This is a genomic window from Sphingobacterium sp. GW821-FHT03E03 (genome assembly GCF_059420745.1).
This window is the reverse complement of sequence record NZ_JBWKUH010000010.1, coordinates 1-20828: the sequence shown is the minus strand read 5'-3', so window position 1 is coordinate 20828 and position 20828 is coordinate 1. Positions and strand designations below refer to the sequence as shown.

At 37.5% G+C, this 20828-nt stretch carries 19 protein-coding genes; 15 read left to right on the top strand and 4 right to left on the bottom strand.

What is annotated here, in order from left to right:
- Window positions 1-49 precede the first annotated feature (49 nt).
- Entirely contained in the window at window positions 50-970 is a 921-nt protein-coding gene (gene rsgA, locus AC07UV_RS12930; protein ID WP_282251563.1) for a ribosome small subunit-dependent GTPase A, read from the bottom strand.
- Window positions 971-1076: 106 nt separating this feature from the next.
- Between rsgA and polA the strand changes: the two genes are divergently transcribed.
- From polA to AC07UV_RS12875, 11 genes are all read left to right on the top strand, one after another.
- Window positions 1077-3875 carry a DNA polymerase I gene (polA, locus tag AC07UV_RS12925; protein WP_495184057.1) on the top strand — a complete coding sequence of 933 codons (2799 nt, stop codon included), beginning with the start codon at window positions 1077-1079 and terminating at the stop codon, window positions 3873-3875.
- 8 nt (window positions 3876-3883) lie between these two features.
- A complete protein-coding gene (locus AC07UV_RS12920; protein ID WP_495184056.1) occupies window positions 3884-5014 on the top strand; it encodes a toxin-antitoxin system YwqK family antitoxin in 1131 nt (376 codons plus the stop codon).
- 24 nt (window positions 5015-5038) lie between these two features.
- Complete coding sequence (locus AC07UV_RS12915; protein ID WP_257096212.1) at window positions 5039-5692, top strand: phosphatidylserine decarboxylase family protein; 654 nt, start codon at window positions 5039-5041, stop codon at window positions 5690-5692.
- A 62-nt stretch (window positions 5693-5754) separates the two neighbouring features.
- The gene (locus tag AC07UV_RS12910) at window positions 5755-6792 is read left to right on the top strand and encodes a sensor histidine kinase (RefSeq protein ID WP_495184055.1); all 1038 of its coding nucleotides are present in this window, start codon (window positions 5755-5757) and stop codon (window positions 6790-6792) included.
- A 90-nt stretch (window positions 6793-6882) separates the two neighbouring features.
- Complete coding sequence (locus tag AC07UV_RS12905; protein ID WP_104383452.1) at window positions 6883-7530, top strand: DUF47 domain-containing protein; 648 nt, start codon at window positions 6883-6885, stop codon at window positions 7528-7530.
- A 37-nt stretch (window positions 7531-7567) separates the two neighbouring features.
- On the top strand, window positions 7568-8578 hold the full coding sequence (locus AC07UV_RS12900; RefSeq protein ID WP_282251549.1) for an inorganic phosphate transporter: 1011 nt from the start codon (window positions 7568-7570) through the stop codon (window positions 8576-8578).
- Between the two features lie 198 nt (window positions 8579-8776).
- The gene (locus tag AC07UV_RS12895) at window positions 8777-10210 is read left to right on the top strand and encodes an OmpA family protein (RefSeq protein ID WP_495184054.1); all 1434 of its coding nucleotides are present in this window, start codon (window positions 8777-8779) and stop codon (window positions 10208-10210) included.
- Between the two features lie 181 nt (window positions 10211-10391).
- Window positions 10392-11804 carry a tetratricopeptide repeat protein gene (locus AC07UV_RS12890; protein WP_495184053.1) on the top strand — a complete coding sequence of 471 codons (1413 nt, stop codon included), beginning with the start codon at window positions 10392-10394 and terminating at the stop codon, window positions 11802-11804.
- A gap of 108 nt (window positions 11805-11912) precedes the next feature.
- Window positions 11913-12656 carry a shikimate dehydrogenase family protein gene (locus tag AC07UV_RS12885; protein WP_495184052.1) on the top strand — a complete coding sequence of 248 codons (744 nt, stop codon included), beginning with the start codon at window positions 11913-11915 and terminating at the stop codon, window positions 12654-12656.
- Between the two features lie 43 nt (window positions 12657-12699).
- Window positions 12700-13341 (top strand): MBL fold metallo-hydrolase, encoded by a 642-nt coding sequence (locus AC07UV_RS12880; protein ID WP_282251544.1) that lies wholly within the window; start codon window positions 12700-12702, stop codon window positions 13339-13341.
- Window positions 13342-13344: 3 nt separating this feature from the next.
- Window positions 13345-14574, top strand: a complete 1230-nt coding sequence (locus tag AC07UV_RS12875) for an FtsX-like permease family protein (RefSeq protein ID WP_495184051.1) — start codon at window positions 13345-13347, stop codon at window positions 14572-14574.
- Here the strand turns inward: AC07UV_RS12875 and AC07UV_RS12870 are convergent.
- Window positions 14571-15221, bottom strand: coding sequence for a hypothetical protein (locus AC07UV_RS12870; RefSeq protein ID WP_282251542.1), 651 nt, complete (start codon window positions 15219-15221; stop codon window positions 14571-14573). The two genes, AC07UV_RS12875 and AC07UV_RS12870, sit on opposite strands and share 4 nt — an antisense overlap.
- Window positions 15222-15278: 57 nt before the next feature.
- Complete coding sequence (locus tag AC07UV_RS12865; RefSeq protein WP_028070934.1) at window positions 15279-15554, bottom strand: NifU family protein; 276 nt, start codon at window positions 15552-15554, stop codon at window positions 15279-15281.
- Between the two features lie 241 nt (window positions 15555-15795).
- On the opposite strand from AC07UV_RS12865, the gene AC07UV_RS12860 reads away from it, so the two are divergent.
- From AC07UV_RS12860 to coaBC, 3 genes are read left to right on the top strand one after another with little or no spacing between them, the layout of a single operon-like run.
- Window positions 15796-16725, top strand: a complete 930-nt coding sequence (locus AC07UV_RS12860) for an outer membrane protein assembly factor BamD (protein WP_282251540.1) — start codon at window positions 15796-15798, stop codon at window positions 16723-16725.
- A complete protein-coding gene (locus tag AC07UV_RS12855) occupies window positions 16709-17038 on the top strand; it encodes a DNA-directed RNA polymerase subunit omega (protein WP_075990346.1) in 330 nt (109 codons plus the stop codon). The genes AC07UV_RS12860 and AC07UV_RS12855 overlap by 17 nt, the downstream gene beginning before the upstream one ends.
- A 14-nt stretch (window positions 17039-17052) precedes the next feature.
- Window positions 17053-18261 (top strand): bifunctional phosphopantothenoylcysteine decarboxylase/phosphopantothenate--cysteine ligase CoaBC, encoded by a 1209-nt coding sequence (coaBC, locus tag AC07UV_RS12850; protein WP_495184050.1) that lies wholly within the window; start codon window positions 17053-17055, stop codon window positions 18259-18261.
- A 43-nt stretch (window positions 18262-18304) separates the two neighbouring features.
- On the opposite strand, the gene AC07UV_RS12845 is transcribed toward coaBC, so the two are convergent.
- Window positions 18305-19672, bottom strand: a complete 1368-nt coding sequence (locus tag AC07UV_RS12845; RefSeq protein ID WP_495184049.1) for a methyltransferase RsmF C-terminal domain-like protein — start codon at window positions 19670-19672, stop codon at window positions 18305-18307.
- Window positions 19673-19760: 88 nt separating this feature from the next.
- Between AC07UV_RS12845 and AC07UV_RS12840 the strand changes: the two genes are divergently transcribed.
- Window positions 19761-20147 carry an SRPBCC domain-containing protein gene (locus AC07UV_RS12840; RefSeq protein WP_495184048.1) on the top strand — a complete coding sequence of 129 codons (387 nt, stop codon included), beginning with the start codon at window positions 19761-19763 and terminating at the stop codon, window positions 20145-20147.
- Window positions 20148-20828: the final 681 nt, after the last annotated feature.

Sequence of the window (20828 nt, the reverse complement as noted above, 5' to 3'; positions counted from 1 at the left end):
TCTTCCTTTTAAATACAGAAAGGCTTCCATAAATGGAGGCCTTTCTGTATTAAGCTCTGCTATCTTCATTATGATACATACTGAGATAACTATCGTAACGTGAAGATTCAATTTCTCCCTCCTCAACGGCTTCCATAATCACACACCCGGGCTCGTTGATATGCCGACAATTATTGAACCGGCATTGGTTCATCAATGCACGCATCTCAGGGAAAAAGTGGGACAGTTCCTGTTTTTCAATATCCACAATTCCCAACTCGCGAATACCGGGTGTATCAATCAGTTTACCCGCAAAAGGTAAGTCAAACATCTCTGCAAATGTAGTGGTGTGCTTCCCCTTATCTGACCAATCCGAAATTTCTCCTGTCTTCAAACCATATTCAGGTACAATAGCATTAATCAAAGTAGATTTACCAACACCAGAATGACCTGACACTAATGTAATTTTATCCTGAAGTAGCTCCTTGACAACATCTATATTCTTTCCCGTCAAAGCCGATACCTCATAGCATGGATAGCCGATTCGTTCATAAATGGCCTTATAGTCGGCCAATATTTCCAAACCTTCATCACTGAAAAGATCGAGTTTATTAAAAATAAGTACCGCAGGTATTCCATAAGCTTCGGTCGTCACCAAAAAACGGTCAATAAAACCCAAAGATGTTGGCGGAGAAGCCAACGTAACCACCAAAAAAGCCTGATCTAGGTTTGCCCCGATAATCTGTGTTTGTTTGGAGAGGTTTACCGACTTTCGAATAATATAATTACGACGCGGTTCCAATTCACGAATGACAGCACTTTCAAGATCCGGCTCCACATCAAAATGCACCCAGTCTCCTACAGCCACCGGGTTGGTCGTTTTAATTCCCTTGGTACGAAATTTTCCTTTGATCCGGCAATCATATCTCTTGTCATCTTCGCCCAAAACCTGATACCAACTACCTGTGGACTTTGTTACCAATCCTCTCATAGAACCTGTTGCATTAAATGTGTCATAGCACAAAAATCGGAAAAATTTATTAAACTTACGGTTTGATGAATTTCTTACCTTTGTAAGGAGACTAAAATTCAATTTTGTGAAAAAACTATTTCTTTTAGATGGCATGGCTCTCATATATAGAGCATATTTTGCTTTGAGCAAGACCCCAAGGATCACCTCGACAGGGTTGAATACTGGGGCAATCATGGGTTTTACCAATACATTGTTGGAGGTATTGAAAAATCAACAACCTTCTCATATAGCAGTAGTGTTCGACACGGCAGCTCCTACAGCACGCCATATTGAATTTGAAGCCTATAAAGCACATCGTGAAAAAATGCCCGAAGACCTTTCTGCTTCTATTCCATATATCTACCGTCTGATTGAGGGATTCAATATCCCTATTATTACAATGGACGGTTATGAAGCGGATGATATCATCGGAACATTAGCGAAAAAAGCAGAACAAGAAAACTTCCAAGTCTATTGTATGACACCGGATAAAGATTTTGGTCAGCTTGTCTCAGACAATATTTTTATTTACAAACCAGCCCGTATGGGTAATGGGGCTGAAGTACAAGGAGTCAAAGAAATTCTCGAAAAGTGGGAGGTAACAGACGTGTGCCAGGTCATCGATATTTTGGGCTTATGGGGTGATGCTGTAGATAATATCCCAGGAATTCCAGGTATTGGTGAGAAAACCGCAAAAAAACTTGTTCAGGAATTTGGGTCAGTCGAAGGAATTATTGCCAATGCGGATCAGCTAAAAGGAAAAATGCGCGAAAACGTTGAAAATTTCGCAGAACAGGGGTTAATTTCAAAAAAATTAGCAACAATTTTGTTGGATGTGCCCGTTGAGTTTAACGAAAAAGCGCTAGAACTTGAGGATCCAAATAAAGACATGCTCGAACCCCTCTTTGCTGAATTGGAATTTAGAACATTGGGAAAAAGAGTTTTTGGAGATGATTTCTCCATACTTGAAAAGAATTCACCTGTAAATGGACAGATGGATTTATTTGCTACAGAGATAACAGCAAATACAACAAGTACAGCAATAGAAGTTTCAAATGAAAATATTGTTCTAAAAAATATTCAAAATACAACACACGAATACACACTGGTAGATACAACCGAAGAACAAGAAAAACTCGCCAAGGAACTCAACTCAAAACGCAGCTTTTGTTTCGACACAGAAACAACAGGGTTAGACGCGAATCTTGCTGATATTGTCGGACTTTCATTTTCGTTTGAAACTGGGAAAGCATACTATATCCCTACACCAGCAAATCGGGAAGAAGCCCAACGCATCGTCGATATCTTTAAGTCTGTACTGGAAAATCCAGCAATTGAAAAGATCGGTCAGAATATCAAGTACGATATCCTCTTATTGGCAAGATATGGTGTTAAGGTGCAGGGAGCCTTATTCGATACCATGTTAGCGCATTACCTCATTGACCCTGATACGCGACATGGCATGGATGTCCTTGCGGAGAACTATCTGAATTACACGCCAGTCTCCATTACAGAACTCATTGGAGAAAAAGGGAAAAAACAAGGAAATATGCGGGATGTTGATTTCGAAAAAATCAAAGAATACGCTGCTGAAGATGCTGATATTACATTACAGCTAAAAAATATATTCCACCCCCTTTTGGTAGAAACGGATACATTACAATTGGCCCAGGAGGTCGAATTTCCACTTGTGTATGTACTTGCTGAAATAGAACGAAATGGAGTAAAAGTGGATGTCCCCGCTCTTGGCGAATTTTCCAAAACATTGGAACAGGACATCAAGGATCTAGAGAATGCCATATTTGAAAAAGCTGGAGTGAACTTTAATATTGCCTCACCAAAACAGTTAGGCGAAGTCTTATTCGACAAGCTCCAACTGGATCCGAAAGCAAAGAAAACAAAAACAGGGCAGTACAAAACCGGTGAAGATGTTTTATTGGCGCTGGCGCACAAATCAGATATTGTCCAGGACATCTTGAATTTTAGGCAGTTACAGAAATTAAAGTCAACTTACGTAGATTCATTACCTGAATTGATCAATCCAGAAACGGGGTTGATCCATACTTCCTATAATCAAGCTGTCGCCGCAACAGGCCGCTTGAGCTCTACAAATCCTAATCTGCAGAATATTCCGATCCGTACGGAAAGAGGCCGTGAAGTGAGGAAAGCATTTATCCCACGTTCGAAAGATCATGTGATCTTATCCGCCGATTATTCACAGATCGAATTACGCTTAATAGCGGAGTTGAGCAAAGATCAAAATATGTTAGAAGCCTTTACTCAAGGACATGATATTCATCGTGCCACCGCTGCCAAAGTGTATAATATGGCTTTTGAGGAGGTTACATCAGAACAGCGTCGCAACGCGAAAGCAGTAAATTTTGGTATTATATACGGTCAATCCGCCTTTGGTTTATCTCAAAATCTAGGTATCTCGCGTAAAGAAGCTGCTGACATCATCAACGAATATTTCAACCAATATACCGGTATAAAGAAGTATATGAGCGACGCCGTTGAATCTGCTAAAGAGAAAGGCTACGTTGAAACAATTTTAAAGCGTAGACGTTATTTGAGAGACATTAATTCAGCAAACATGACTGTTCGGGGATTTGCTGAACGAAATGCGATCAATGCCCCTATTCAAGGTTCGGCAGCTGATTTAATCAAGATTGCCATGATTGCAATACAAAAGGAAATCGAGCATCAGGGATTGGTAGGTAAAATGATTATGCAAGTACACGATGAGCTGGTGTTTGATGTTCCGAAACAAGAGGTCGAAGCATTCAAAACCATTATTCTGGACAAAATGACAAATGCTATAAAAACAAATGTTCCGTTGGTTGTTGAAATCGGAGAAGGTAAAAACTGGCTTGAAGCACATTAATTTTTGTTATGACTAAAAAATTCATTTCTATACTGTTGTTGTTATCCTCGTTTTGCTGCCAATCTATTCAGGCACAAGACGGTAAACCTGTATTTTACGAGAAATTAGATCAAGGCTTAATTCGTTTCTATTTTGATAAGTATTATTATCTGGCGGCAAAAGATTGCGAATTCAAATCAATTGAACGTGTAAGCAAATTTGATTTCACAAAGCAAATTTTCGAAGGAGAGTTTCGTGATTTCGCGCCCAATGGCAATCGTATACTGGTCGGCAATTATAAGGATGGTAAAAAAGAAGGTCTATTTCAAGCTTTTCATCCGAATGGTGTGTTGAAATGGGAAATAAATTTTAAGGATAACTATCCTGTCGGTGATTGCAAATATTATTATCCCGATGGTAAACCGTTATTAACGGTGGCCTATGGTGATTACGGTTATTTCATTAAAGATTATTGGGATAATCGAGGAAAACAGGAAATCGTTGGCGGTGAAGGAAACTATGAATTCGCTATTCCATTCGAAGGGTTCACAGAATTCGGGTATGATTTTTATCTACGTAAAGGCAAAGTAAAAAGTGGTAAACCACAGGGAAACTGGAACACCTACTTTTACAATGTTGGACAGCAACCCATTTACGCGATGACACAACGCTTTGTTGATGGAAAAATCGTTGCTACTTATGATGATAATGGAGAGCTTCCAAGTGAAGATTTTCAGGCTTTAAGCGTTTTACCCTACGATTATTTTATCCGAGCTGAACTATTAAACAGCAAATCTTGTAGTTTTGATGACTTTTCAAACTTCTATGCGTTTCTTGCTAAACGGTTTACCGATAGGATCAATAAAAGCGGATTCGAAGTCGCAACTCAACTAAATTTCTCCTATGAAGTTGAAGTCAAAAAAACGGGCTTAGCCAATTTGCGAAGCCTTAAATTGAATGTAGACTCCAATAATGAAAATGATCTCACCATTTTGAATCGAATTGCTAAAAGTGTAGATTTTTATTTTCCAACCTACAAACAAGATCAACCTCAAGACGATACGATTAAAGTTTCTGGGAGTATTGCCACAGGAAGTGATGGAAAAGTCTATACCCATTCAATTAAAATCGAAAGACAAATAGACAATTCGAGTAAATAATTATCTTTGCAGAAATAAATAGATATGAAATTCCATAAAGAAGGATATACCACATTAGCGATTGCTGTACTTTTTATCTTTATCATCAATGCCGTTGCGGACTATTATGATGCACCGCAGTTTGTAAAATGGTTTATTTATGCCCTTTCAGCATTCCTATTCATTACAGTTGTTCAGTTTTTTAGAAGTCCTAAGAAAGTAGTGATTCCACAAGATGGCACAATCTTATGTCCTGCTGACGGAAAAGTTGTAGTCATCGAAGAAACCGAAGAAAATGAATATTTTCATGACAGAAGGATACAGGTCTCTATTTTCATGTCACCCATCAATGTGCATGTGAACCGAAATCCAATCAGTGGTTTGGTGACTTTCTTCAAATATCATCCTGGGAAATTCTTGGTTGCTTGGCATCCAAAATCATCGACAGACAATGAAAGAACCACTGTTGTCGTAAAAGACAAAACAGGCAGGGAAGTTCTTTTCCGTCAAATTGCTGGCGCGTTGGCCCGTCGTATTGTTTGGTATGTAAAGGAAAATGATCAGGTTGTTCAGGGCAACGAGTTCGGCTTTATCAAATTTGGCTCACGTGTGGATCTATTCCTGCCTCTGGGAACAGAGATCAATGTGAATATTGGTGATAAAGTTACCGGAGCCAAAACCGTTATCGGAAAATTTTAACAATTTATTAATATCATTATAAGTAACTTAGGCTCCAATTAGGGGCCTTTTTTATTCAACAAATGAATTTTAGACAATTATTATTAGCAAACTCCGCTGGTGTTGGCATTGCAATATCCACTATCAGCTTTTATTATAAACATGACCTTCAGACTGCACTGATTATTTTTTTTGTAGCCTTGGTCATTTGTTTTCTTCTATTCAACTACCTGTTCGAGAAATACATCTACCGCCGTCTTAATACCATGTATAAATTGATTCACAATCTAAAACTCGGTAAGGATCTTAAAGATGCGATTGGTGAACATGTCAGTGAAGATCCCATTACAGATGCAGAAAACGACGTAAAGGCTTGGGCAAAAGATAAAAAAAATGAAATTGAACAACTGAAATCGCAGGAAAAATTTAGGCGTGAATTCCTTTCCAATATATCCCATGAATTCAAAACACCCCTCTTTGCTACCCAAGGGTATATCGAGACATTACAAGATGGGCTAATGGAAGAAGACATGGAAATGGCAAAGAATTTCTTAGACAAAGCTGCTCGAAACCTTGACAGATTGAATTACCTCATTCAAGATTTAGATGAAATATCCAAACTGGAATCAGGTAAAATGGTATTGAATATTGAAAAATTTGACATTGTAGATCTTATCAAAGACACCTCATATTCATTGGAAGACAAAGCCAAACATCATAATATTAAGATCGAGTTCAAACCTAAAACCGGCACGCCACATTGGGTTAAAGCAGATCGCAATAAAATACATCAAGTATTGTATAACCTTATCGATAACTCACTCAAATACGGAAAAGAGGGAGGTACCACCAAAATCAAAATTTTTCCACTTTTTGAACAGGTCTTAATAGAAATCACGGATGACGGTTATGGTATCGAAGAAAAAAATCTGAGCCGGGTATTCGAGCGATTCTTCCGCACAGATAAAAGTCGCTCAAGAGATATTGGCGGATCGGGCTTAGGTCTTGCGATTGTCAAACATATTGTTGAAGCGCATCAACAGAATGTTAATGTCCGTAGTACAGAGGGCATTGGAACCACTTTTGGCTTTACTTTGCAAAAAGTTCAGGTCGGAGATTAAACAATTGATGACACTTTTGTGTTTAAACAAAACCAATGTTAACATTAACTTAACATTAGGGTGTTATTTTTGCAAAAATAAATTTAAGATATGTCTTTAAATAGCATTTTTCAATACTTCGTTCCAAAGGACAAAAAATTCTTCCCTTTGTTTGAACAAGCCGGCAACAATTTGATCGAAATGTCTCAATTGTTAAAAGATATTGTTAACTCAAACAATCCAGAAAAGAAGAAAGAGTTCACACGTAAGATGGAAGACTTGGAGCACAAAGGCGACAACATCACACATCAAATTCACTTGGAGCTAGGTAAAAATTTCATTACACCTTTTGACCGCGAAGATATACACTCCTTAGCAAGTTCTTTGGACGATGTAGCCGATTTTATCCACGGTGCGGCTAATAGAATGGACTTATACAAGGTAGAAAAAGCAACAGAACCAATGATAGAAATCGCGGATCTACTGGTGGAAGCTACTGAACATGTTTCAAAAGCAATCCACGAACTTCGGGATTTAAAAAACATTCGCAATATCACAGATTCTTGTGTGCGTATCAATAGTGTAGAAAATAAAGCAGACTATATTTTTGATAAGGCAGTAGCCGATCTTTTTGAATTTGAAAAAGACGCTATTTCATTGATCAAACACAAAGAAGTGTTATCCGCAATGGAAGATGCAACAGACAAATGCGAGGATGTTGCTAATGTATTAGAAAGTATTCTAGTTAAAAACGCATAATCATTCGATCATAAGTGCATAAAAATTCTACGAGATTATGATGTCAACATTACTCGTTGTTGTGATTGTCTTAGCAATTGCATTTGACTACATCAATGGATTCCATGATGCAGCCAACTCTATTGCGACAGTTGTATCAACAAAAGTTCTAACACCAGCAATGGCTGTATTATGGGCTGCCATATTCAACTTTGCTGCTTATTTCTACTTTACAGATCACAAAGTAGCCAACACCATTGCCAAAACGGTATTGGAAGAATATATTACCTTAGAGGTTATCTTTGCGGGCTTGCTCGCAGCAATTGGCTGGAACTTATTCACTTGGTACTATGGAGTACCATCAAGTTCCTCACACACCTTGATTGGAGGCTTTGCTGGATCAGGAATGGCATATGCCTTTATTCTTGGCGCGGATCCTATACACGCAATCAATATCGATGCAACATTAAAAATTATTGCTTTCATCGTTTTTGCACCGATCATCGGTATGACCATATCTATTATCATTACACTCATTGTAATCAATTTAGCTAAAAACTCACGGCCTAGTGTTGCTGAAAAATGGTTTAAAGTATTACAATTGGTTTCATCTGCAGCCTTGAGTTTTGCGCATGGTGGTAATGATGCACAAAAAGTAATGGGAATTATCCTTGTAGCTATGGTAGCTGGTGGCTACATGCAAAATACCGAACATATGCCCGAATGGATTCCCTTAACGTGTTACGCAGCTATTGCAGCTGGAACAATGAGTGGAGGCTGGAAAATTGTTAAGACAATGGGTACTAAAATTACGAAAGTGACACCATTAGAAGGAGTTTGTGCGGAATCTGCAGGAGCGGTAACATTAGGTATAACTGAGCATTTCGGAATCCCAGCTTCAACAACACATACCATTACAGGAGCCATTATTGGTGTCGGAGTTGTTAAGCGTGTTTCAGCAGTGCGCTGGGGGGTAACGATTAGTTTATTATGGGCTTGGGTATTGACAATTCCAGTATCGGCTCTGCTTGGAGGACTCTCTTTAGTCATTGTACATTATTTACTTTAGAAAGAATTTCTTAATTTTTTTCTAAAAGCTATTGAAACAAAACAAAAATTTGGTATTTTCGTACCGAATTTTTGTTTTGTTGTTTCACATTAAATACTTAATTTAGTACGAAATATCAGAAATTTAAAAATTTAACATAATTTTAAGACTTTGGCACGGCAATTGTACTGTTCCAGATATTAAATAAGACAACAAAGTTTGAAAACAATTAAAATTAATAATAACCTTAAAAACAAGAGTATGAACTATTCTACAATTAAAAAAACAGCTGTTGCTGCTACATTAGTTGCCGCTTTAGGTTTCGCTGATACAGCACAAGCTCAACAAGTATTCGGTGGTAGATCACAATACAGAACTTGGTCTATCGGAGTTCAAGGTGGTATCACTACGCCTAATGCTTTAATTGGTGGTAACAATAACTTTGGTCAAAAAGTTGGTTATTTCCAAAACAAAGTTGGTGAGTACTATGGTTTAACAGTACGTAAACAATTCTCTCACCTTTTCGGTTTAGAAGTTGAAGCTAACCGTGGTAAGATCAAAACTTACAACCACAACGAGTCTGGTCCTGCTTTCGAAGCTGGTTCTGGTTCAAATTTAGGTCGCGCTCAATCTGCTGAAACAAAAGTAAACTGGGCTGCTAGCTTAAACGGTGTATTCCAATTGGGTACAATCGATTTCTTAAGAAGAGAAAATGCTGTTAATTTCTACGCTAAAGTAGGTATTGGTGCTTTCGCTTATAACCCAACTCAATTCTCTAACAATGAGTTCGGTGGAACTGTTGTTTACGATCAAAAATGGGGTGAAGATATCCTTGGTGACCGTTCTCCTTCTAACCCACGCGACAAAGATTACCGTTTAGGTATGATCGTTCCTGTAGGTGTTGGTGCTAAATTCAAATTATCTGAAGTTGTTGCCTTGAACTTAGGTTACACAATGAATTTCACTGATGAGGCATTATTGTATGGACCTGGTAGAAACGGAACTACAAAACAACGTTTCTCTAACGTATACGGTGGTTTAGAATTCACTTTAGGTTCAAAAGACAAACAAAACTTGACTTTTGCTAACCCAGTAGCTACAATGTATGATGAGTTGAAAGATCCTTCATTGAGAAACGAAGTTGAAGCATTGAAACAACGCGTAAGCACTTTAGAAGGTACTGTTAACACATTAAGCGCTGATGCTGACGGTGACGGTGTATCTGACAAATTTGACAAATGCCCTGGTACTCCAGCTGGTACTCCAGTAGATGGTTCAGGATGTCCAATCAAATTCCCAGAGCCTCAAGTTATTGAAAACAACAGCAACGGTTATTATGCTCCAATTCAATTCGAATTTGATAGCTCAGTATTGAAAACTTCTTCTTACTCAACTTTAGATAAATTGGCTAAAGAAGTACGTGACAATAATTCATCTGTAACTTTAGACGGTTATGCATCTGCAGAAGGTTCTGAAGCTTACAACGTGACTTTGTCTAAAGACCGTGCTAACTCTGTAAAACAATACTTGGTAAATGCTGGTGTTTCTTCATCAAGCATCACTGCTAACGGTTACGGAGAGAAAAACCCAATCGCGTCTAATTCAACTGAAGAAGGTCGTGTTCAAAACCGTCGTGTTGAGATCAAAAAATAATTGTATATAACTTATACCATTATATTAAAAGCCGGCTCTAGAGCCGGCTTTTTTACTTTGACAGTATTTATCCTTAACTTTGTGGATGATATCCAATTTGTGGAAAATTTATTCAAGCAAATTAGATAAGAAATTAGTATTTTGATTTAAGGAACAGAATACTGGTTTTAAACTTTTGAGAATGGAAGAGGATTTTGAATTTGAAAACCCCGAAGAAAGAAAAATCTCGGTGGACAGATATGAGGAAATGCTTCGAAACGAGGATCAGTATTTTTTTGACTCCAAGGCTTTCGAAGGAATAATAGACTACTATGCTGAAAAAAATGACCCTGTAAAGGCACTACAAGTGACCGAATTTGCAATCAGCCAGCATCCCTTTGATATTACTTTTTTGTTGAAGCAAGCACAATTGTTTTCAACAATTCAACAGTATCAGAATGCTTTAGCGGCCTTGGATAAAGCAGAACTACTGGAAGCTTCAGAAGGAGATATATTCTTAATTAGAGGCGGTATTTTGGGGAGCATAGGACAATTTGATGAAGCATTAGATCAATTATTCAAAGCATTGCTCTTATTAGACAATAAAGATGAGGTTTATTTTCATATTGCCATGATTTTTCAAGCGCAAATGAACTATGATAAAGCTATTGTCTATTTAAAGAAGGCGCTTGAACTCAATATGGACTATCAAGAAGCACTCTATGAGCTAGCTTATTGCTATGATGTACTTGACAGGCAAGAAGAAAGTATATCTTTCTATAAAAAATATATTGACTCAGACCCTTATTCGTATTATGCTTGGTATAATCTAGGTAATTCCTATCATAAAATAAGCAAATTCGAAGAAGCATTAGATGCATATGACTATGCCATATTAATCAAGGAAGACTTCTCATCTGCTTATTTCAATAAAGGAAATGCACTGGTCAACTTAGATCGCTATCAGGAGGCATTGGACGTATACAAACAGACCTTTGAATACGAACAACCCAGTGCGGATACCTATTGTGCTATAGGTGAGTGTTACGAGAAGCTTGAACAAATGGAAGAAGCTCGAAACTACTATAAAAAGGCTGTAAAGTTAGACGCCGAGCTTGCAGACGCATGGTTTGGTATTGGTGTTACATTGGATTTTGAAGAACGTTACTTTGAGTCGCTTCATTTCTATAAAAAGGCTTTGGAACTAGAAGACACAAATCCGGATTACTGGTTTGCAATCGCAGATGCTCGATATAAGTTACAGCAAATTGATCAGGCTGAAGAAGCATATAAAAAAGTAGTGGCATTAAATCCATCAGATATAGATGCTTGGCTCGATTACTCTTCAATCCTATTTGAGCAGAGCAAAATTGATGAAGCCATCAATGTCATGTCAGATGGAATTACGCAAAACCCTGAAGCGGCGGAACTATATTATCGTGTAGTGGCCTATCTATTTGCAAATGGACAATACAATGAAGCTTTAAACTTCTTAGAACTAGGCTTAGCTACAAATCCGGAAAAACATCACATTCTCTTTGATTACCTTCCTCAGTTGCAAGGAAATCAAATTATCACTGAAATTGTAAAAAAATATACCAAACCAAAAAATTAAAGTAGACGGCATTTTATACTCCCAGGCAATCTTTCAGACTTGCCTGGGAGTATAAAATGCATTTAGATTAAGCTTACCTTTTCACCCAAAGAAGTATTAAACCATTCAATGAAAAAATTAGGTCTGATAGGATTTCCGTTAGGACACTCCTTTTCCAAGAAATATTATTTAGAAAAGTTTCAGAAAGAAAATATTCAACATGTAGATTATGACCTATATCCAATTGAACGTATATCGGATTTTCCATCTATATTTACGAACAAGGACTTTTATGGGGTAAATGTGACCATTCCATATAAGATAGAGGTCATGGATTATTTAAGCGAACTATCGGAAGAAGCTAAAGTAATACAAGCTGTAAACTGTATCCGCATTACGCATCTAGCAAACGGCGTTTCATACTTGAAAGGCTATAACACGGATGCATATGGATTTGAAGAATCACTGAAACCACTTTTGAACCAGAATGACAAAAACGCTTTAATCCTTGGAAACGGAGGAGCAGCAAAAGCAGTGATCTATACATTAGATAAATTAGGGATAAAATACAAGCTCGTCAGCAGAACCAAACAAACGGACAACTACACGTATGAGGAATTAGATGAAACGATTTTAGCTGAATATACATTAATTATCAATTGTTCACCAGTGGGAACATTTCCCAATATAGCAGAGTCTCCGGCTTTACCGTACGAACATATCAATGCCAAGCACCTATTCTATGATCTTATTTATAATCCAGAAGAGACAACATTCCTAAAGAAAGGCAAAGAAAAAGGCGCTCGAACTAAAAATGGGTATGAAATGTTGCTGCTTCAGGCAGAGAAGAATTGGGAAATTTGGAATAGCTAGTCTTTCTCTATTTAGAGAACAATAAAAAATGTAATTTTACCTTATGCTAACGATCAGAACATTCACTTTCAATCCATACCAAGAAAACACCTATTTGTTGTATAATGAAGAGGGAAATGCCTTAATTATCGACCCAGGGATGTATGGGGAAAAAGAGCAGGTGGAGTTTTTAACCTTTGTCGATCTTCATAATCTCACTCCACAATTGTTACTGAATACCCATTGTCACATTGATCATGTCTTGGGCAATTATTTTATTCATGAGAAATTTGATCTACTTCCTCAATTTCACGAAGGAGAACTATCTACGCTGGTTGCAGTTCAGAACTATGCTCCGCAAATGGGATTCCGCTATGACATCTCTCCTATTGGAGAAGTATTTCTAAAAGATGGAGACAAAATACAAATAGACAATGACGAATTGGAAGTGATATTGGCACCCGGCCACTCACCGGCGCATATCTGTTTTTACTCCGCTTCTCAAAAATTCCTAATTGGTGGAGATGTCTTGTTCCGTAACAGTATTGGCCGCACTGATCTACCAGGAGGAAATCATCAGCAGCTTTTAGATAATATTAAGCAAAGACTTTATACCTTACCAGATGACACCGTTGTCTACCCAGGTCATGGCCCTTCAACGACAATAGGTTTTGAAAAAAACTCCAATCCATTTATACAAGGATAAGATATGAACTTACCTTTTCTATTTGCCAAGAGATACCTGTTTTCAAAAAAATCGGTCAACGCTATTAATATCATCTCCTCAATTAGTGTGATAGGTGTTATGGTAAGTAGTGCCGCATTAATCATACTCCTGTCCTCTTTCAATGGGATGGAGGAGCTTATTATATCTATGTATAGCAAATTTGCTCCTGAACTAAAGATAGAGCCACAAAAAGGCAAGCTCTTTACAACAAATAAATCAGTCTTTAATGAGTTGAGAAAAAATCCTAATGTTATCCATTATACAGAAGTACTAGAAGAGAAGGTATTACTTCAATATGCAAATCGACAGTATATTTCAACTATCAAGGGAATCGAGCCCAAATCGCTTAATAAAAGTATTGGTGATAGTATTCTTGTGGATGGAGTATATCAACTCTCACGTGATTCAACTAATCTCGCTATACTTGGAGCAAGTGTCCAGGCTAATCTCGGTATTTCTATGCAGAATACCCCCGATTTAATCCAAGTTTATTCACCAAGAAAAGGCGTCAAAAACACATCTAATCCTGCCGAAGAATTTAATATTAGAGCTATCAGTCCAGGAGGTGTTCTCAGATACCAACAGGACTTTGACAATTTCGTTATTACACCAATTTCATTTGCCAAAGAAGTACTCGGCGAATATGACAGAGTTTCTGCTATTGAATTCTATCTCAAGGAAGGTACTGACGCTAAACTATTTGAAAAAGATCTTCAACACAAGCTGGGCACAGATTACGTTGTTAAAAATAGAGAGGAGCAAAATCCAACTTTATACAGAAATGTACGTGTAGAGAGATGGGTTGTGTTTTTTATTTTAACATTGATTAGTATCATCGCAATTTTTAATATAGTAGGGTCATTGACGATGTTAGTATTGGATAAACAAAAGGATATGACAGTCCTAAAAAGCTTAGGTGGTAACAATAGCTTAATTCAACGCATCTTCTTCTATGAGGGGTTGATGATTGCAATTATTGGTTGCATTTTAGGTTTATTCATTGGTGCTATATTCAATTACGTCCAATCCACTTATGGTATTATACGTGTTGAAGACGGTGCAAATGCAATTTTAGACAGCTATCCTATGGTGAGCAGATGGAGCGATTACATGTTGGTATTCCTGACCGTTACCAGTATTTCAGGATTAGTATCTTATTTTTCAGCAAAGATAAGTGTAAAAGAGCTGAACAAGCTCAAAGCAACAGATTAATAGCGGGAGCTTTTGGAACGGCTTTGACTTCCCTTCGTTATTTGCTGTATTAAACTTCCCCATGCAAAAGGATTTAATAGCGGATTTGCATAACGTTGGTTAATGACTTTATTATTCATTGTATTGAAGCTTTGTGCATTATTGATCGAACGCATCTCGTTGCCATCGCGAGGTACTACGGCAGCCATTGCTGATAAAGACTCGTTGGAAAGTGTTCTTTTTGCCCGTACAATATGATCCTCAGATACATCTAAATTCATAAATGCTATATTAAATTCCTCAATACTTGCCCAGGGATACGGAGTCACCATTGGCAGTTCAGTTACCAAATTTTGCATTACGATACTAGCTGTAAATTTGTCGCCAGCAACTTCAGGTACAGTTACAATGAGCGGATCGAATCCTATAGAGGAAAAACGAAGTGTGTCTCCCACATGAGCTACGAAAGAAAAATAGCCTTCATTATTCGCCGCAATGGCCTCGTTACGGAAAGATAAATTGGTTACTGTAGCATAACCAACAGGAAGCCCAGACCCCACAGTAGTTACAATACCGGAATATTGGACAATCTTCCTCTCTTGCGCCTTTAAAGTCGAAGACTCAAAAAATACAGATAAAACTAATAATATAGGGATCAGCAACTTCATAGAACAAATTTACACAAAAGCAGCTGGGTTAGCCGTTAAATTGTGTTAATAGATAAACTAATTGGCCGACGGCAAGGTCGCATCAGGAGAATCTGGATCAGTTAGATTAATTGCTTCAACCGCTGTTACCTCTGGCACAGCTTTTTTTATAGCTTGTTCCAATCCTGCTTTAAAAGTCATAATGCTCATTGAACATGAAGCGCAAGCGCCCAATAGTTTTAATCGCACGACATTATCTGCAGTAATCTCTTCAACACTTACATTTCCGCCATCAGTTTCCAAATAAGGTCTCAAGGTATCCAATGCTTGCTCCACTTTTTCTTTTAAAGTCATACTCTTTATTAAATTCAATGATTGTACATGTAAAGATAATCAAATATTTTAAAATCTATATTTTTCCTCTCCTTGCGTAATGGAAAAACAACAAGTCCATGACAATACTGCCACAAAATTGCATCCAACGAGTTAAAGAATGTTAATAAAAAATGTTGTTTTTGGGATCAAATAATTATTAAACTATATTGCGCAGTAAAATTTAATTGATTAGTATAACAAATTCACTTATCTTTGTAAAATGTTTTTAAATAGGCGTATAGCGGCTATCTGTGCCGGCATGATGTTTCTATTGGTGTTTACTGGTTGCAAGAGTAAATTTGAGAAATTGCGCGCAAGCAATAATATCGCTCAAAAGTACGAAGAAGCCGTAAAGCTGTATGAGAAAAAGAAATATACAAAGGCATTAGTTTTGTTTGATGACTTGCGGACGAAATTCCGCGGACAAGCTGAGGCAGAAAATATCTACTACTATTTGGCATTTGCCAATTACCGTTTGAAAGATTATACTTCAGCAGCATATCACTTTAAGGACTTTGCAGATGTTTATCCGAACAGTCCACGGGCAGAAGAATGTCGTTTTATGCATGCTTATTGTTACTATTTGGATTCACCTCGGTCAACTTTGGATCAGGCAAATACAAAGAAAGCAATCGATGCCCTACAGCTTTTTGTCAATCTCTATCCAGAATCAGAACGTTCTAAAGAGGCCTCAGACCTCATTCAAAAGTTAAGAGATAAACTTGAACTTAAGGCTTTTGCCAATGCTAGACTCTATTATGATATGGGGTTGAATGATGATTATAGAGCGGCTGTAATTGCGTTGCAAAATGTACTGAAAGAATATCCCGACACCAAATACGCTGAAGAAATTGAATTTTTGACGCTAAAGGCACAATATATATTTGCTTCAAAAAGTATTTTGCAAAAGCAGGAAAGCAGATATGACGAAACATTGGATTACTACCGTAGCTTTGCGAGTAACTATCCCAATAGCAAACATATAAAAGAAGCGGAATCTATTCGTCAAGATTCTGAAAAAGGAATTAAGACGGCCGTTTCGCACATGAAAGAATATAATAAAGCTCTTGCTGAGCAAGAAGCATATATCAAAGAACAAAAGGCGAAAAAAGAAAAAGAAAATACCCAAAAAGATGAGTCAAAAAAATAATAATTCAATTCCAAATTCTACAGTTACACGTGACTTAAGACAATTGGACAAAGGAACTGACAATCTCTATGAATCCATTGTAGTTATTTCTAAACGCGCGAATCAAATTGCAGTAGATATTAAGGAAGAACTAAACGGAAAACTTGCTGAGTTTGCAAGTAATAACGATAACTTAGAAGAGGTATTCGAAAACCGCGAGCAAATAGAGATTTCTAAACACTACGAGCGTATGCCAAAACCTACTTTGGTAGCAATCGATGAGTTTTTACACGATAAAGTGTACTACAGAAATCCATCGAAAGAGCAAGACTAATCGCAAAATAAACGATGGCTTTAGCTGGGAAAAATATTGTAATTGCTGTATGCGGTAGTATCGCCGCATACAAGATTGCAACTTTAATTCGTCTGCTCGTAAAAGCGGATGCCCAGGTTAAAGTGATTATGTCAACGGAAGCTACAGCCTTTATTACACCGCTTACACTTTCTACACTTTCCAAAAACCCTGTTTTGGTTGACTATTATCAACCCGATACAGGAGAATGGAATAACCATGTGGAAATAGCTTTAAATGCAGATTATATACTTATAGCCCCAGCAACAGCAAACACCATCGCCAAGATGGCAAATGGTCTTTGTGATAACTTACTGATGGCAGTATATTTATCTGCAAAATGCCCCGTCTTCTTTGCCCCTGCAATGGATTTGGATATGTGGAAGCATCCCTCCTCGCAATCGAATATCGCTAAACTAGGAGCTTATGGTAACATTATCATCCCTCCTGAAAAAGGTGAATTGGCTAGTGGATTAATAGGGGAAGGACGTCTCGCTGAACCAGAGGAAATTTTCCACTTCCTGGAAAACTATTCCAACCAAAAGCTCCCATTATTAGGTAAAAAGGCGCTTGTATCAGCAGGCCCCACTTACGAGGCAATAGACCCTGTACGTTTTATTGGAAATCATTCTAGTGGAAAAATGGGCTATGCTATTGCCCGACAATTAAAAGATCTTGGCGCGGATGTAACATTAGTTTCCGGACCTACTGCACTAGCGAATCCTGATCAAATAACTGTTGTTCCTGTCACTTCAGCTGCCGAGATGCTTCAAGCTTGTGAAAAATACTTTGATCATGCTACGATAATTGTCATGAGTGCTGCAGTTGCAGACTATACCCCTATTGAAGTCGCATCTCAGAAGATAAAGAAGAAAGAGGATGAATTTTCTATTGCGTTAAAGAAAACGACAGATATTCTTGCCACTTTAGGAAGCAAAAAGAAGAAAGAACAATTACTGATCGGTTTTGCTTTAGAAACAAACAACGAGCTCGAAAATGCGAAAGACAAATTGGTCCGAAAGAATCTTGATTTTATCATTCTCAATTCCATGCAGGATCAGGGAGCAGGATTTGCTACCGATACAAATAAAGTCACAATTATCAATCGTTCGGGCGAAAGCAACGTATTCCCTTTGAAATCGAAGGGAGATGTTGCAAAAGATATTTGTTCGATTATCTTACAGCATATTCCCTCGAAAAAATAATTTATTCTTGGAATTCGAAGTGGTATGTAATTCCTCTTACCTCTTAGAGATTCACTATTCTTAGTTCCTTGGGATAGTAATTGTTGATCCTATTTGGTAAGACCTTTATCCAGCCTAATGATAGCCCTTTATATCTCGCCAGTGTCCAACCTTTGATAGCAGCAGGAATAGTCTCTAGTATTACATTCTCCTTTCTAAGATAGTTTTGAGCTTCCTCAAGCGAAAGTTCAAGGCTTTGGAAGCTAGGATTCAATACGTTACTTAAAGCCAATGCGTGGCTTGGAATGAGTTCCTTTCGATTAAGTTTTCCAATATTGATTCCAGCATTTTTGAGATACAGTACATTCTGAAGGTATTTCAAATCATTTTCATACTTTTTGGGGAATATATATAGGTCATCATGATGGATAAATGGAAAAAACTCATCAACGTTCAATATCCAAGTGTCCAGAATTCCCTTCGGCACATCCGATTTCTCTGGTTTTATCCTTTTTCTATTAAATGTACCTTGCTCTGCAACTTTCCTTAAAACTGTAATAAAAAAACCCTCCCCGCCTAACTTATGTGGATAGAAGCGGTAGCCATGTGCCGCATGTCCACCCGACTTTGTATGCTCAATCCCCCAATTATCATCAACGGCAATTTCAATAGATTCAAAATCTCCCATTTCTATTAGCCAATCTGCAATATCTTCATTTTCCTCCTCCGAATATGAGCAGGTTGAATAAAGGAGGTATCCACCTGTTTTCAATGAAGCAACACTTTCTGCCAATATTCTTTGTTGCCTTTCGCTACAAAGTTTGACATTTGCTTCTGACCATTCATCTATTGCATCTGAATCCTTTCTAAACATACCTGATCCAGAACAAGGTGCATCTACCACCATGATATCAAAATATCCTGGCAATCGGTCAAAAGCCGAAGGATCATTATTTGTCACCACCGTATTTACGTTTCCCCATTTTGTTAAATTATCTTGTAAGATATTCACGCGGGTCTTGATTATCTCATTGGCGACAAGTAGACTGTCAGGATGTAAGCTACTGTTTAGCAAAGTAGACTTTCCTCCAGGAGCTGCACAGAGATCCAATGCATAAACTGGTTTAGATCCTATTTCCAGCTTATGGATAATGTGATCTATAAACATAGAAGAAGCATCTTGGGGATAATAGCCTCCAGCATGAAATAAAGGATCAAGCGTGAATACAGGGCGTTCCTTGAGATAAAAAGCGCTCTCGCACCATGGCACCGTTCCTCCGCTGGAAAATGGACATTCCTTCAATTTGCGAGGGTTTAACCGTATCGCTGTTGCTCGCTTGCCTTCCTCATGTACTTTTATAAATTCAGCGGTATCGAATAATGGGTTTACACCTAATTTTTTCACTAATGAATTTGGCAGAAAATTACTCATGTCGTCCTAATAGTTTGTGCTAAAAATAATATAAATAAAAATGAAGTCAAAATAACTAGTAAATTACGGGAAAGAGTAAATTTGCATTATGAAAGATCTCAAGAAATACGCTATTATCCCGGCGACACCAGAAGAACTGTATCTCGCCTTAACAACCGAAATTACGGCCCGCCTTTGGACTGGCGATCTTGTATCAATAGATGCAACTGTAAATGGTGAATTTTCTTTGTGGGATGGTGCAATTACTGGTCGGTTCTTGGAATTGGAACCTTCAACCAAAATTGTGCAAGAATGGTATTTTGGAGAAACTGACAGCCCTTCCATTGTTACATTAAAGCTACATGAACACAAAAAAGGAACTTCATTAGAGATTAGACAGACCAATATACCAAATGAAGATTATGAAAATATTGCTGAAGGTTGGGAAGATCCCTATATATCTTCTCTTATTGATTTTTATACTGAAGAAGATTAATTTTTATACAAGATCAACAGAGAGCCTAGTTTTTTAGAAACTAGGCTCTTAATCGTTATGCTATTTAACAAAGAATTCCTAAATTATCCCTGAATTAACCATTCCATATCTTAAATTCGGGGATTTTTCATGATAGATTTTTTGAACTTTATTAAATCTTCTCCAGACGTAACGACAATTTAGAGAAGCTGTTTTTCATTTATATATCGGCAGAGTAATCCTCACATCATATGATAATGTAATGCATTTCCATTGTTTAAGTGTTACATTTTTTTTGCCTGGTTTAAGCTCGAAGAAATAATTTGTAACAATAAATCTTATCGGTTCTTATCAATTTCCTATTTTAATCTCATATCTTTAGTCCTCAACAATATATCCTATAACCTTATCCTCGCATAGCATGTGACTGGGAATATATTCGAAGTTGTGCTCCAAAAATTTTCCAGCCTATAGCAAGATTAGCTATTATAGAAAATAAGACGCCTTCTAAGTTTACTTCTATTCAGGAAAGATTCACATAATAGCAGGTATATTCGGTTTAAGATCACTAGGGTAAAAGCTGCAATAAAAATGGCTAAGATAGGGCTTAGGCGGCAAGCAGGTATACACCGTCATCATAGAGCACGATCCCAGAACTGCATTTTCGCTACGGAGTCAGTAATCCCTGGGAAATATATAAAC